The sequence below is a fragment of the Kineococcus esterisolvens genome (assembly GCF_050871405.1).
Taxonomy (GTDB): domain Bacteria; phylum Actinomycetota; class Actinomycetes; order Actinomycetales; family Kineococcaceae; genus Kineococcus.
In genome coordinates this window covers 49,048-62,865 of record NZ_JBJLRI010000008.1, presented here as the reverse complement: position 1 = coordinate 62,865, position 13,818 = coordinate 49,048, and the positions used below count along the sequence as shown (strand labels likewise).

General features: G+C 76.1%; 11 protein-coding genes. 5 read left to right on the top strand and 6 right to left on the bottom strand.

Annotated features, from left to right (window positions below; all coding sequences use genetic code 11):
- Window positions 1-21: 21 nt before the first annotated feature.
- Window positions 22-879, top strand: a complete 858-nt coding sequence (gene purU / locus ACRYR8_RS05005) for a formyltetrahydrofolate deformylase (protein ID WP_432482978.1) — start codon at window positions 22-24, stop codon at window positions 877-879.
- 47 nt (window positions 880-926) lie between these two features.
- Here the strand turns inward: purU and ACRYR8_RS05000 are convergent, their stop codons facing one another.
- The 6 genes from ACRYR8_RS05000 to ACRYR8_RS04975 all read right to left on the bottom strand — a co-directional run bounded on the left by ACRYR8_RS05000 (window position 927) and on the right by ACRYR8_RS04975 (window position 6,807).
- Complete coding sequence (locus tag ACRYR8_RS05000) at window positions 927-1,358, bottom strand: hypothetical protein (RefSeq protein WP_432482977.1); 432 nt, start codon at window positions 1,356-1,358, stop codon at window positions 927-929.
- 254 nt (window positions 1,359-1,612) lie between these two features.
- Entirely contained in the window at window positions 1,613-2,353 is a 741-nt protein-coding gene (locus ACRYR8_RS04995) for a phosphocholine cytidylyltransferase family protein (RefSeq protein WP_432482976.1), read from the bottom strand.
- Window positions 2,350-3,432, bottom strand: a complete 1,083-nt coding sequence (locus ACRYR8_RS04990; RefSeq protein WP_432482975.1) for a CDP-glycerol glycerophosphotransferase family protein — start codon at window positions 3,430-3,432, stop codon at window positions 2,350-2,352. Before ACRYR8_RS04990 ends, ACRYR8_RS04995 begins: the two co-directional genes overlap by 4 nt.
- Window positions 3,433-3,579: 147 nt before the next feature.
- On the bottom strand, window positions 3,580-4,326 hold the full coding sequence (locus ACRYR8_RS04985; RefSeq protein WP_432482974.1) for a phosphocholine cytidylyltransferase family protein: 747 nt from the start codon (window positions 4,324-4,326) through the stop codon (window positions 3,580-3,582).
- Window positions 4,323-5,411, bottom strand: coding sequence for a CDP-glycerol glycerophosphotransferase family protein (locus tag ACRYR8_RS04980; RefSeq protein ID WP_432482973.1), 1,089 nt, complete (start codon window positions 5,409-5,411; stop codon window positions 4,323-4,325). The genes ACRYR8_RS04985 and ACRYR8_RS04980 overlap by 4 nt, the downstream gene beginning before the upstream one ends.
- A gap of 181 nt (window positions 5,412-5,592) precedes the next feature.
- Window positions 5,593-6,807 (bottom strand): NADP-dependent isocitrate dehydrogenase, encoded by a 1,215-nt coding sequence (locus tag ACRYR8_RS04975; protein WP_432482972.1) that lies wholly within the window; start codon window positions 6,805-6,807, stop codon window positions 5,593-5,595.
- Between the two features lie 143 nt (window positions 6,808-6,950).
- On the opposite strand from ACRYR8_RS04975, the gene ACRYR8_RS04970 reads away from it, so the two are divergent.
- Genes ACRYR8_RS04970 through ACRYR8_RS04955 form a run of 4 tightly spaced genes read left to right on the top strand, consistent with a single transcriptional unit; the run spans window position 6,951 to window position 13,796 of the window.
- Window positions 6,951-8,597, top strand: coding sequence for an acyl-CoA carboxylase subunit beta (locus ACRYR8_RS04970; protein ID WP_432482971.1), 1,647 nt, complete (start codon window positions 6,951-6,953; stop codon window positions 8,595-8,597).
- On the top strand, window positions 8,594-8,866 hold the full coding sequence (locus ACRYR8_RS04965; protein ID WP_432482970.1) for an acyl-CoA carboxylase subunit epsilon: 273 nt from the start codon (window positions 8,594-8,596) through the stop codon (window positions 8,864-8,866). Before ACRYR8_RS04970 ends, ACRYR8_RS04965 begins: the two co-directional genes overlap by 4 nt.
- Window positions 8,863-10,137, top strand: a complete 1,275-nt coding sequence (locus ACRYR8_RS04960) for a metallophosphoesterase family protein (protein WP_432482969.1) — start codon at window positions 8,863-8,865, stop codon at window positions 10,135-10,137. The genes ACRYR8_RS04965 and ACRYR8_RS04960 overlap by 4 nt, the downstream gene beginning before the upstream one ends.
- A complete protein-coding gene (locus tag ACRYR8_RS04955; protein ID WP_432482968.1) occupies window positions 10,137-13,796 on the top strand; it encodes an AAA family ATPase in 3,660 nt (1,219 codons plus the stop codon). Before ACRYR8_RS04960 ends, ACRYR8_RS04955 begins: the two co-directional genes overlap by 1 nt.
- Window positions 13,797-13,818: the final 22 nt, after the last annotated feature.

The window sequence follows — 13,818 nt, the reverse complement described above, 5'->3', positions numbered from 1 at the left end:
CCCACCCTAGGCTTCACGTCCGTGAGCGCACGCCCGAGGGTCCTGACCCTGTCCTGCCCCGACCGCCCCGGCATCGTCCACGCCGTCACCGGAGCCCTGGTGGCGCTGGACGCCAACATCACCGAGAGCCAGCAGTACGGCGACCCGGACACCGGGCTCTTCTTCATGCGCGTGGCCTTCGACGCCTCCGCCAGCGACGAGGCGCTGCGCGAGACCGTCGGGGTGGTCGCCGCCCGCTTCGGGCTGACGTGGGACCTGCGCGACGCCGCCGAGCGGGTGCGCACCCTCGTGCTGTGCTCCAAGCAGGGCCACTGCCTCAACGACCTGCTGTTCCGACACCGCTCCGGCGACCTGCCGGTGGACGTGGTCGGCGTGGTGTCCAACCACACCGACCTGGCGCCGCTGGCGGAGTTCTACGGCGTGCCGTTCCACCACGTGCCGGTGACCACCGGCGACGCCGCCTCCAAGGAGGCCGGCGAGGCGCGGCTGCTGGAGCTGGTGGCGGAGCTGGACGTGGAGCTGGTGGTGCTGGCCCGCTACATGCAGATCCTGTCCGACGCCCTGTGCCGGGAGCTGTCGGGCAGGGCGATCAACATCCACCACTCGTTCCTGCCGAGCTTCAAGGGCGCGCGCCCCTACCACCAGGCCCACGCCCGCGGCGTGAAGATCATCGGCGCGACCGCGCACTACGTGACGGCGGACCTCGACGAGGGGCCGATCATCGAGCAGGAGATCGAGCGGGTGGACCACCGCCACACGCCCGCCGAGCTGGTGCGCCTGGGCCAGGACGTCGAGGCGCGCACCCTGGCGCGCGCGGTGCGCTGGCACGCCGAGCACCGCGTCCTGCTGGACGGGCACCGCACGGTCGTCTTCCGCTGACGCACGGCCCGCCGCCCCGGGCCGGTGGGCCCCGGGGCGGCCGCGGGTCAGAGCCCCGGCAGGTGCCCGCCCGTTCCCGCGGACGCCATCGGCACCACGGGGGCGTCGGGCCGGGGGTTGCGCGCGGCGGTGCGCGCGCGGTCGCCGGACATCGCGCTGCGGGCGGCGTCGGCGTCGGCGTGCACGGGGATGCGGAAGATGTGGCCGCTGCGGCGCAGGCTGCGGGCCGTGGCGCCGTCCCGGTCGTCCAGCACCGCGAAACCGCGGTGCAGGTGCTTGGCCCGGCTGCGGACCGACGCCAGCGCCTGCAGCGCCCCGTCGTCGAACTCGGTGATGCCGTGGGCCTCCAGCAGGACGTCGCCGTCCGAGCCGTCGCCCAGGGCGGCCCTCAGCACGTCGCCCAGCTCGGCGCCGTCACCGTCGTGCACCGCTCCCGTCACGGTGACCGTCGCGCCGCTGTCCGCTCGTCGAACCTTCATGACCCCTGCTCCCGCTGGTCGCCCGGCGGCAGAGACCTGCGGCCGGTCCGGACGGCCGTCCCCGCGGTGCGCGGGACGGGCGGGCCCCGCGCGCTGCGGGACCGCCGACGGCATCGCGCCCCGAGGGCGCGCGGAGGAGTGCTGGTCCCCGTGGAGAGGTCCCGGTGCGCCGTCGTCCGACGCCCCGGGTCCCTGCTGTGGACTGTACGCCCGTCCGGGCCCCGCGCGGTGCACCGTCGCCCCGCCGGCCCGCCTCAGCCGGTGCTCGCGCCCAGGCGCAGGTGCTCGGCGTCGATGCGGTCGGCGCGCACCAGGTCGTCCTCGAAGTCCACCTCGACGACGTCGAAGCGGGAGACGTCCACCGGCCTCACCCGCAGGCCGCGGCGCGCGATCGCCGTCTCCAGGCCCCGCTCGAAGTAGTCGGTGTCCGCGCACGCGCGCAGCTCCTCGACCAGCACCGCCTTGTCCGCGGCCGAGACGTGGTTGATGCCCACCGCCTCGCCGAGCCCGCCGACCACCGTCTTGGACAGCTCGCGCACGAACCCCTCCGCGTCGACGGTGTACTTCACCTCCTCCTCCCCCACGGCCTCGGTGTTCACGCACACGAACGTCTCGTCGCGCTCCAGCCACGGCTGGACGTGCTGCAGGACGCGCGGGTCGAACACGACGTCGCCGTTCATCCACAGGACCCCGCCGCGGTGCGAGGTCGTCAGCGCCCGCAGCAGGCTCTTGGAGGTGTTCGTGGAGTCGAACAGCTCGTTGTAGGCGAAGAGGACGTCCGGGCGGGCCTCCATGATCACGGTGGCCTTGAAACCCACGACCACGGTGATCGGCACGTCCTCACCGAGCACCGAGCGCAGGTTGTCCACCTGCTGCTCCATGATGGTGCGCCCGTCGCGCAGGCGCGTCTGCGACTTCGGCAGCGGCCGGCCCAGGCGGGTGCCCAGCCCGGCCGCCAGGACCACGGTCTGCACCTCGGTGCTGCGCTCGCTCACACCCGCACCTCCCCCGCCGGCAGGACGAGGTCGAGCACTCGGTCGGCGGCGTGCCCGTCCTCGGCGTGGCAGAACATCTCCTGGAACGCCTCGTAGCGCTCCTCGAACCGGGCACGCACCCCGTCGAGGTCGGCGAGGGCGTCCAGGACCTCCTCCGACTCCGCCACCATCGGGCCCGGCGCGATCTCGTGCGGGTCGAAGTAGAAACCGCGCAGCACGTCGCGGTAGCGGTCCAGGTCGTAGACGTAGTACACGATCGGCTTGCCGGTGACGGCGAAGTCGAACTGGGTCGAGGAGTAGTCGGTCACCATGACGTCCGCGGCCAGGTACAGGTCGCTGATGTCGGGGTGGAAGGACAGGTCCAGCACCCCGGGCACGTCCAGGCCCTGCAACGCCGCGGAGACCATGTAGTGCAGCCGCAGCAGCATCACGTGGTCCTCGCCCAGCCGCTCGGTGAAGCGCTGCAGGTCCAGGGCCAGGCGGAAGTCCGGGCCGTCGCCGAACTTGTCGTCGTCGCGCCACGTCGGCGTGTAGAGGACCGCGGTCGTGCCCTCGGCGATGCCCAGCTCGGCGCGCACGCGGGCGCGGCGCTCCGCCGCACCGGGGGCGCTGAGCACGTCGTTGCGCGGGTACCCGGTGACGGGCACCGGGCCGTCGAAGCGGAACGCGCCCCGCAGCGGGCCGGTGCTGGCGTCGTTCGGGGACAGCAGCAGGTCCCAGCGGGCCACGTCGCGGTCCAGGCGGTCCAGCCGCCCCTCGGGCGCGAACAGCACGTCGCGGTGGATGCGCTTCAGCGGCGTGCCGTGCCAGGTCTGCAGGTACGTGGTGCCCGGGCGCTTGTCCCAGTCGAAGTCCAGGTGCGTGTTGGAGACCACCAGGTCGGCGGACTCCAGAGCCGCGACCGCCCCGGGCGAGTCGATGTCGACGGTGGCGGTACCGGCGGGGAAGCCGTGCGCGTGCGCCGGCGTGGACAGCCACAGGTGCTCCACGTCGCGGTCGCCGCGCGCCAGGAGGCGCTGGTGCAGAGCGCGCGGGTTGTCCGAGTACCGCCCCTCGAAGCTGTGGTAGACGATCTTCACGGTGCCCCTCGTCGGTCGGGCCGCGGGGGACGCGTGGTTCGGTCGTGCCCGCGGCGGGATCGCCCATCATGCGGCACGCCCGCACCCCGCGCAGCACCACCGGGAGCCCGCGCGAGGGCGGGCTCCCGGTGGGCACCGGCCGGTGGGTCAGCCGGTGAAGGCGTCCAGGCGCAGGTGCTCGGCGTCGATGCGGTCGGCGCGCACCAGGTCGTCCTCGAAGTCCACCTCGACGACGTCGAAGCGGGAGACGTCCACCGGGGCGATGCGGACCCCTCGCGCGATCGCGGTCTCCAGGCCCCGCTCGAAGTAGTCGGTGTCCGCGCACGCGCGCAGCTCCTCGACCAGCACCGCCTTGTCCGCGGCCGAGACGTGGTTGATGCCCACCGCCTCGCCGAGCCCGCTGACCACCGTCTTGGACAGCTCGCGCACGAACCCCTCCGCGTCGACGGTGTACTTCACCTCCTCCTCCCCCACGGCCTCGGTGTTCACGCACACGAACGTCTCGTCTCGCTCGATCCAGGGCCGCGCGTCGCGCAGGACGCGCGGGTCGAACACGACGTCGCCGTTCATCCACAGCACCCCGCCGCGGTGCGAGGTCGTCAGCGCCCGCAGCAGGCTCTTGGAGGTGTTCGTGGAGTCGAACACCTCGTTGTAGGTGAACCGCAGGTCGGGGTGGGCCTCCACGACGACCATCGCCTTGAACCCGACGACGACCGTGATCGGCACGTCGGGCCCCAGGGCCGAGCGGACGTTGTCCACCTGCTGCTGCATGATCGTGCGGCCGTCGCGCAGGCGCGTCTGCGACTTCGGCAGCGGCCGGCCCAGGCGGGTGCCCAGCCCGGCCGCCAGGATCACCACCTGCACGTCGAGGGACTCGCGGTTCCCGGTGTTCACGGTCGCACCTCCCGGTGGTCGAGGACGAGGTCGAGCACGCGGTCGGCGGCGTGCCCGTCCTCGGCGTGGCAGAACATCTCCTGGAACGCCTCGTAGCGCTCCTTGAACCGGATCCGCACGTCCTCCAGGCCGGCCAGGGCGTCCAGGACCTCCTCGGAGGTCTCCAGCAGCGGGCCGGCGGCGATCTCGTGCGGGTCGAAGTAGAAACCGCGCAGCACGTCGCGGTAGCGCTCCAGGTCGTAGACGAACGAGACGATCGGCTTGCCGGTGACGGCGAAGTCGAACATCGCGGACGAGTAGTCGGTGACCAGGACGTCCGCGGCCAGGTACAGGTCGTTGACGTCCGGGTGCCGGGACACGTCGAGGACACCCGGCACGTCCAGGCCGCGCAGCGCGTCGGGCACCAGGTAGTGCAGGCGCAGCAGCAGCACGGCCTCGCCACCCAGGCGCTGCGCGAAGCGCTGCAGGTCCAGCTGCAGGCGGAAGTCGGGGCCGTCGCCGAACCGGTCGTCGTCGCGCCAGGTCGGCGCGTACAGGACCGCGGTCGTGCCCTCGGCGATGCCCAGCGCGGCGCGCACCGCCGCGCGGCGCTCGACGGCGCCCGGGGCGAGCAGGGCGTCGTTGCGCGGGTACCCGGTGACCGGGACCGGGCCGGGGAAGCCGAACGCGGCGCGCAGGGGCACCGCGGCGGCCACGCTCGGCGCGAGCAGGACGTCCCAGCGGGTGATGTCGTCGTCGAGGGCGCTCATGACGTCCTCGCCGTCGGGCTGGGTGAAGAGCGCGTCGCGGTGGATGCGCTTCAGCGGCGTGCCGTGCCAGGTCTGCAGGTACGTGGTGCCCGGGCGCTTCTCCCAGGCCGGCAGGTGGTTGTCGGCGATCACGAGGTCCGCCGACTCCAGGGCGGCGGTGGCCTCGGGGGTGCGCAGGGCCGCGGTGGCGGTGCCGGCGGGGAAGGCGGCGGCGTGGCCGGGCCCGGCCAGCCAGACGTGCTCGGCGTCGACGTCGCCGCGGGTCAGCAGTCGCTGGTGCAGGGCCCGCGGGTTGTCGGAGTACCGCCCTCCGAAGCTGTAGTAGACGATCTTCACGGTGTTCCTGTCGTTCGGGCCGGGACGGGCTCGTGATCGGCCCGGCCTCGGCGCAGGCGCCCATGATGCCCGTTCGGACCCCCTGCCGGGCCCGCTCCGGGCACGCCGGGCCCCCGTTCGGGCGCGCCGGAGCCCCCGCGCACGTCGCGCGCGGGGGCTCCGGCGGCGGCTGCCGGGCGGCTCAGGCCAGGCGGGCGCCGAGGTTCTCGTCGAGCGTGGCGAGGAACTCCTCGGTGGTCTGCCACTGCTGGTCCGGGCCGACCAGCAGGGCGAGGTCCTTGGTCATCTTCCCGCTCTCGACGGACTTGATGACGACGTCCTCGAGGGTCTCGGCGAAGCCGGTGACCTCGGGGGTGGAGTCGAGCTTGCCGCGGTGCGCCAGGCCCCGGGTCCACGCGTAGATCGACGCGATGGGGTTGGTCGAGGTGGGCTTGCCCTGCTGGTGCTGGCGGTAGTGGCGGGTCACGGTGCCGTGCGCGGCCTCGGCCTCGACCACGGAGCCGTCCGGGGTGGACAGCACGGAGGTCATCAGGCCCAGGGAGCCGAAGCCCTGCGCGACGGTGTCGGACTGCACGTCGCCGTCGTAGTTCTTGCAGGCCCAGACGTAGCCGCCCTCCCACTTCAGGGACGCGGCGACCATGTCGTCGATGAGGCGGTGCTCGTAGGTGATGCCCGCCTCGGCGAACTTCTCCTTGAACTCGGTCTCGTAGACCTCGGCGAAGATGTCCTTGAAGCGGCCGTCGTAGGCCTTCAGGATCGTGTTCTTCGTGGACAGGTAGACCGGGTACTTCCGCGCCAGGCCGTAGTTCATCGAGGCGCGGGCGAAGTCGTAGATGGAGCTGTCGAGGTTGTACATCGACAGGGACACGCCGGCGCCGGGGGCCTGGAAGACCTCGTGCTCGATCGGCTCGGAGCCGTCCTTCGGGGTGAAGGTCACCGTCAGGGTGCCCTCGCCGGGGAACTTGAAGTCGGTGGCGCGGTACTGGTCGCCGAAGGCGTGGCGGCCGACGATGATCGGCTTGGTCCAGCCCGGGACCAGGCGCGGCACGTTGGAGATGATGATCGGCTCGCGGAAGATGACGCCGCCGAGGATGTTGCGGATGGTGCCGTTGGGCGAGCGCCACATCTTCTTGAGGCCGAACTCCTCCACCCGCGCCTCGTCGGGGGTGATGGTGGCGCACTTCACGCCGACCCCGGCCTTCTGGATGGCGTGGGCGGCGTCGATCGTGACCTGGTCGTCGGTCGCGTCGCGGTTCTCCATGCCGAGGTCGTAGTACTGCAGGTCGACGTCGAGGTAGGGGTGGATCAGCCGGTCCTTGATGAACTGCCAGATGATCCGGGTCATCTCGTCGCCGTCGAGCTCCACGACGGGTCCCTGCACCTTGATCTTGGCCACGTGCTGTCTCCTCCTGACCGTGGGCCGGCCCGCTGCGGGACGGCTTCGTCTCGACGTCAAGCTACCGGGCACCACCCCCCGCAGCGCCAGCGCCCGTCGCGCGGTTCGGGGCGAGGGCCGCCGGGCGCGTACGCTGCCGCCCCGTGACTGGTCTCGACGCGCCCGCGCACGACCCCGCCCCCACGGGCCCGGCCGAGCAGGCTGGTCCCGACCCGCGCAGCACCGCCGGCAAGCTGGCCGAGCTGCACCGCCGCGCCGAGGTGGCGGTGGCCGCCGCGGACGAGCGGGCCGCGGCCAAGCAGCACCCGCGCGGCAAGAAGACCGCCCGCGAGCGCATCGCGGCGCTGGTGGACGAGGGCTCCTTCGTCGAGCTGGGCGGCATGGCGCGCTCGAGCGCCACGGCCTTCGGCATGGCGAGCAAGCACGTCGACGGCGACGGCGTGGTCACCGGCCACGCCACGGTGGACGGCCGCCCGGTGGCCGTGTACGCGCAGGACTTCACCGCCTTCGGCGGCTCCCTGGGCGAGGTGCACGGCGCGAAGATCGCCCACCTGCAGGAGTGGGCGGCCACCACCGGGTGCCCCGTGATCGGCATCAACGACGGCGGCGGCGCCCGCATCCAGGAGGGCGTGGCCTCCCTGGTGCAGTACGCGCGCATCTTCCGCCGCAACGTGCACGCCTCCGGGGTGGTCCCGCAGATCTCGCTGATCGCCGGGCCCTGCGCGGGCGGGGCGGTGTACTCCCCCGCCCTGACCGACTTCACCGTCATGGTCGACGGCACCAGCCACATGTTCGTCACCGGCCCGGACGTCATCCGCACCGTCACCGGCGAGGACGTCGGCTTCGAGGAGCTGGGCGGCGGTCGCACCCACAGCACCCGCTCGGGGGTGGCGCACCACCTGGCCGAGGACGAGGACGAGGCGCTGGGGTACGTGCGCGACCTGCTGTCCTTCCTGCCCAGCAACAACCTGTCCGAGCCGCCGGTGCTGCCGGCGGAGGACGTGCGCGGCCTCGAGCCCGACGAGCTGGACCTGTCGCTGGACGCGATCGTGCCGGACTCGGCCAACCAGCCGTACGACATGGGCGCGGTGATCGCCGCCGTCGTGGACGACGCCGAGTTCCTGCAGGTCCACGAGCTGTTCGCGCCCAACGTGCTGTGCGGCTTCGGCCGGGTGGAGGGCCGCACGGTGGGGATCGTGGCCAACCAGCCCGCGCAGCTGGCCGGGACGCTGGACATCGACGCCTCGGAGAAGGCCGCGCGCTTCGTGCGCACCTGCGACGCGTTCAACGTGCCGGTGCTGACGCTGGTGGACGTGCCCGGCTTCCTGCCCGGCGTGGGCCAGGAGCACGGCGGGATCATCCGCCGCGGCGCGAAGCTGCTGCACGCCTACGCCGAGGCGACCGTGCCGCTGGTGACGGTGATCACCCGCAAGGCCTACGGGGGCGCCTACATCGTCATGGGGTCCAAGGAGATGGGCGCCGACGTGTGCCTGGCCTGGCCGACCGCGCAGATCGCGGTCATGGGCGCGCAGGGCGCGGTGAACATCCTGCACCGCGGCACCCTGAAGCGGACCGCCGAGGACGGCGGCGACGTCGAGGCGCACCGGCAGCAGCTGGTGACCGAGTACGAGGACGAGCTGGCCAACCCGTACGTGGCCGCCGAGCGCGGCTTCATCGACGCCGTCATCGCCCCCTCGGAGACCCGGGTGCACGTCACCCGGGCGCTGCGCGCGCTGGCGACCAAGCGCGCCTCGCTGCCGGCCAAGAAGCACGGGAACATCCCCCTGTGAGCGCGCAGCCGACCGACCCCACCACCGGCCCCACCCCTGCCCGGGCGGCCGTCGGCCTGCTGACGGCGCTGCGCATCGAGCGCGGGCACCCCGAACCGGAGGAGCTGGCGGCCCTGACGGTGGTGCTGACCCGGCTGGCCGCGGCGCCGGCCGCGCCCGCGGCGCCGCAGCCGCTGCCGGCCTCGCGCTGGGCGGACCGCCGGCGCGCGCTGGGGCTGGCCCCGGAGCCCGGTCCGGGCGCCTGGCGGGCCAGCGCCCTGCCGCGGTGAGCCCGGCGGCGGGTGCCCCCGCACCCCGCCCGCCCGGCGCGGTGCGGGTGGTGCACGCCGCCGACGTGCACCTGGACTCCCCGCTGCGGGGGCTGCGGCGCCTCGGCGACGACGCCGTCGCGCAGACCCTGAGGACCGCGACCCGCGGCGCGCTGGAACGGCTGGTCTCGCTGTGCGTGGACAGCGGCGCCGACGCCCTGGTGCTGGCCGGCGACCTCTACGACGGCACCTGGCACGACTACGCCACCGGGCGCTTCTTCACCCGGCAGGTGCAGCGGCTGGACGACGAGGGGGTCCGCGTCTTCCTCGTCTCCGGCAACCACGACGCGGAGAGCCAGATCACGCACTCGCTGACGCTGCCGGGCAACGTGCACCGCTTCTCGGTGGACGGGCCCGAGACCGTCGTGGACGAGCACCTGGGCCTGGCCGTGCACGGGCAGGGCTACCGCACGCGGGCGGTGTCCTCGAACCTGGCCGCCGGCTACCCGGGCAGGGTGGCGGGCGTGGCGAACGTGGGCCTGCTGCACGCGACCGTCGACGGCAGCCAGGGCGAGCACGAGCGGTACGCGCCGTGCTCGGTGGCCGACCTGACGTCGCTGGGCTACGAGTACGTCGCCCTGGGGCACGTGCACGCCCGCGAGGTGCTGGCCACCGGCGCCACGACGATCGCCTACTCGGGCAACCTGCAGGGCCGGCACCCGCGCGAGACGGGCGCCAAGGGCGCCTACCTGGTGGACCTCGTGCCCGGCGAGCCGGCCAGGCCGGCCTTCCACGCCCTGGACGTGGCGCGGTGGGAGTCGCTGGCCGTGGACGTCACCGGCGCCGAGGACGTCGCCGACGTCGTGCACGCCCTGCGCGCGGCGATGGCGGGGGCCCGCGAGCAGGCCGGGGACCGGCCCGTGGTCGTGCGCGCCACCCTGACGGGGCCCACGGCCGCCGCCGCGGACCTCGCCGACGCCGAGCGCCTGCGCGAGGAGGCCGAGCAGGCCGCCGAGGCCGCCGGCGTGGTGCTGGAGAAGGTGGACTCCCGCGCGCGCCCGCCCCGCGCCGGCGGCGCCGACGACCCCGAGCTGCTGGCCGCGGTGGAGCGCGCCGCGCACGCCCTCGCACACGACCCGGCGCTGACCCAGCACGTGCGGGCGGTGCGCAACGAGGTGGGTCGGCGGCTGAAGGAGGCCGACCTGCTGGACCTGGGCGACCCGCGCACGCTGCGAGCGCTGGCCGAGCGCGCCGCGGAGGACCTGCTCACCCGCCTGGCGGGGGGCCGCTGATGCTGCGCGAGGTGCGCCTGGCGCCCTACGGCGCGTTCGAGGCCGCCACGATCGCCCTCGGCCCGGGCCTGACGGTGGTGGTGGGCCCCAACGAGTCCGGCAAGTCCACCCTGCTGGCGGCGGTGGAGGACCTGCTGTTCGGGTTCGAGAAGAGCCCCCGCTACGCGTTCGCGCACGCCCGGGCCCGGCTGCGCGTGCACGCCCGCTGGGACGACGGCAGCGGCCCGCGCGAGCTGGTGCGCTCGGCGCGGGGCCTGCTGGACGGCGACGGGGACGGCGAGCCGGTGGTGCCGCCGTGGGCGCAGGAGGGCTGGGACCGCGCCGCGTGGGCGGGCCGGCTGGGGATGGACCACGAGCGGCTGCGCGCCGGGGGACGGCTGGTCCTGCGCGGAGCCGGCGACCTGGCCGCGCTGGTGTTCAGCGCCCACCACGGCAGCGCGGCGCAGGAGCTGCTGGAGTCGCTGGAGGCCGAGGCGGACCGCCTGTGGCGCCCGCGCGGCAGGTCGGCGCTGAAGGACCGCGCGGCCGCCCTGGACGCGCTGGACGCCGAGCTGGAGCGCACCGCCGTGCGCGCCGGTGCCGTGGAGGCCGCCCGCGCCGGCCTGGACTCGGCCCGCGGGGCGTCGGAGCGGGCGCTGGAGCGCTGGCGGACCGGGCGGGCGGTCCACGAGGCCGCCGAGCGGCGGGTGCGGCTTGCGCCGCGGGTGCGGGCAGCGCTGCGCGAGCGGGACCGGGCCGCCGAGCTGTCGGCGTGGCTGGCCGGTGCCGGCGGGGCCCTGGACGCGGCGGCCGTGGACGCGCACGCCGCCGCCGTCGCCGCCCGCGACGGGTCGGCGGCCGCGCTGGCCGCGCTGGAGCAGCGGGCGCAGCGGCTGAGTGCCGAGCGCGAGCGCTGCACCGTCGAGGACGACGTCCTGGCCGCCGGCGAGGAGCTGGACGCGCTGCTGGACGCGCGCCAGGCTCGCGCGCAGGACGCGGACGAGGCCGCCGGGGCGCGGCACGCGGCCGCCGAGGCGCTGCGGGAGGCCCGCGCGGCGCTGGCCGACCTCGGCCCCGTGCCCGACGGGCCCCTGGAGGAGGTCGTGCCGGCGCTGCTGGCGCTGCTGCGGGTGCCCGCCGACCGCGCCGCCGACCTGTCGGCGCGGGCTGCGGCGTGCGCGCAGGCCGAGGCCGAGCTGGCCCGCGCGGAGGAGGACCTGGCCGCGGCGCGCACCGCCGCGGCCCGGCACGCCGCCGCCGCCGAGGTCGCGGACGACGACGCCGCCCTGCTGCGCGAGCTGGTGGGTGCGGCCGAGCGGGAGGGGTCCGCACCGCGCGCCTGGCGGTCGGCGCTGGCCGAACGGGACGCGCGCACGGCGGCGGCCCGCGCGGCTGCCGTCGCCGCGGGAGCCGTGGACCCGGACGCGGCCGTCCTGCAGCCCCCCGCGCTGGACGCCGCGCTCGTGCACGAGCGCCACGAGGCGCTGGCGACCGCCACCACGGAGCTGGAGCTGGCCGTCGCCGAGCGCGAGCGCTGCGCGCACGCGGCCCGCGCGGCCGCCGCCGAGCTGGCGGAGGCGGCGGGCGGCGCCGGGGGCGCCGGGGAGGAGGAGCTGGTCGCCGCGCGGGCCGCCCGCGACGCCGCCCTGGCACCCGTGCGCGCCGGCCGGGCGCTGGACGCCGGCGCCGCGCAGGCCCTGCTGGCGGCGGTCGCCCGCACCGACGCCGCCGCCGACGCCCTCCTGGAGCACGCCGAGGCCGCCGCCCGGCTGCGCCAGCTGCGTCGCCACGCCGAGCGCGCCGCCGCCGGGGAGGCCGCCGCGGTCGCCGCCGAGGAGGCCGCCCACCGCACCGCCGGGGAGGCCCGCGCCGCCCGGGACGAGCTGTTCACGGCCGCCGGCGTGCGGGTCCCGGCCCAGGACCCCTCGGCCGTGCTGGCCGCGCTGCACCAGCTGGGGACCGAGCGGGCCGCCGCCGCCGCGGCCGCCGAGCGCGCGCGGGAGCTGCGCGGCGACGCCGACGCCCAGCTGGCGCAGCTGGCGGTGGTGCTGGAGCGCTGCGGGCGTGCCGGTGCCGCCGAGGCCGGGCTGGAGCCCGCGCTGGAGGCGGCCCGCGCGGTGCTCGCCGCCGCCACCACCGCCGCCGCGGAGCGGGCCCGCAGCGCCGAGCGCGAGCGTGCCGCGCAGGAGGCCGCCGACCGGTGCGCTCGCCGCGCGGACGAGGCCGGACGGGCCGCGGAGGCGTTCCGCGCGGCCGCGGCCGGCGCCGGGCTGCCGGACGGGCTGGGACCGCAGGGGTGGGCGGCCCGGGCGCGGACCCTGCAGGTGGCGGTGGAGCGCGCGGACGCGGCAGCCGCGGAGCTGGCGCGCGCCGGCGCGCGCGAGGAGCGCGTCGGCGCGTTCGCCGCGGCCGTCGCGGCCGTCGCCGCCCGCCTCGGCGTGACCTGCGGGGCCGGACGGGCGGAGGTGGGCGCGGCGCTGTCGGTGCTGGCGGAGCGGCTGCGCACCAGCCGGGCCGACGAGCGCACCGCCGAGGCCCTGGAGCGGCAGCTGGCCGAGGTGGCCGACGAGCGCACCCGCGAACGGGCGCGCGGCGAGGCCGCGGAGGTGGAGCTGGCCGCGCTGCGCGCGGTGGGCGAGGAGCCGCCCGCGCTGGCGGAGCGCGCCGACCGCAGCGCGCGGCTGCTGGCCGCGCGCGCCGCCGAGCAGGCCGAGCTGGCCGCCCTGGCCGTCGAGGTGGGCGGCCGGGACGCCGTGGCCCGGCTGGTGGAGGAGGTCGGCACCCGCACCGACGCGGACCTGCGCACGGACGCCGAGGAGCTGGCCGCCGCCGCCGAGGCGGCGCACGAGGCGTGGGCGCAGGCGCGCGAGGCGGTCGGCCGCGCCGAGACGGAGCTGGAGCGCCTCGCCAGCGGCGCGGACGCCAACGTGCTGGCGGCGCGGCGCGCGGAGGCGCTGGCGGAGCTGCAGGCCGACACCGAGCGGTACGTGCAGGTGGACCTGCAGCGCACGGTGCTGCGCCGGCAGCTGGAGGAGTTCTCCGCCGCGCGCGCCAACCCGCTGCTGGAGGAGGCCGGGCGGGTGCTGTCGGTCCTGACCGGTGGGCGCTGGACGGGCCTGAGCGCGCTGGACGACGGCGGCAGCCGGCGCCTGGCGGTGCGGCGCAGCGACGGGGAGGTGCTGGAGGGCGCCGAAGGGCTGTCCGAGGGCACCGCCGACCAGGTGTTCCTGGCGCTGCGGCTGGCCGCGATCGCCGCCGAGCACCGCCGGCTCGTCGAGGCCGGGCAGGGACCGCTGCCCGTCGTCCTGGACGACGTGCTGATGACGTTCGACGAGGGCCGCACGGGCGCGGCGCTGGCGGCCCTGGCGGAGCTGGCGCGGGAGGTGCAGGTGGTGCTGCTGACGCACCACGCCGACGTCGCCGAGCGCGCCGCCGCGCTGGCCCCCGGCGCCTCCCCGGGCGACGGCCGCGACGTCACGGTGACGCGGCTGCCCGTCCCCGCGGCGCCGGAGGACCTGGCGGCCGCCCCGGCCCGGGCGGCGAGGCCGGCGCGCGGGGGTGGCGCGGACCCGCAGCTGGTGCGGGCGTGGGCGCGGGCGCAGGGGTGGCAGGTCGCCGACCGCGGCCGGGTCAGCGAGCAGCTGGTGCTGGACTACCTGGCCGCGCACGACCTCTCGTGAGGGCCCGCCCCGTGCTGCGAGG

Excerpts from the sequence above, each read along its gene's own strand:
- ACRYR8_RS05000 (WP_432482977.1), bottom strand. The coding sequence starts at position 1,358 with ATGAAGGTTCGACGAGCGGACAGCGGCGCGACGGTCACCGTGACGGGA.
- ACRYR8_RS04955 (WP_432482968.1), top strand. The coding sequence starts at position 10,137 with ATGCTGCGCGAGGTGCGCCTGGCGCCCTACGGCGCGTTCGAGGCCGCC.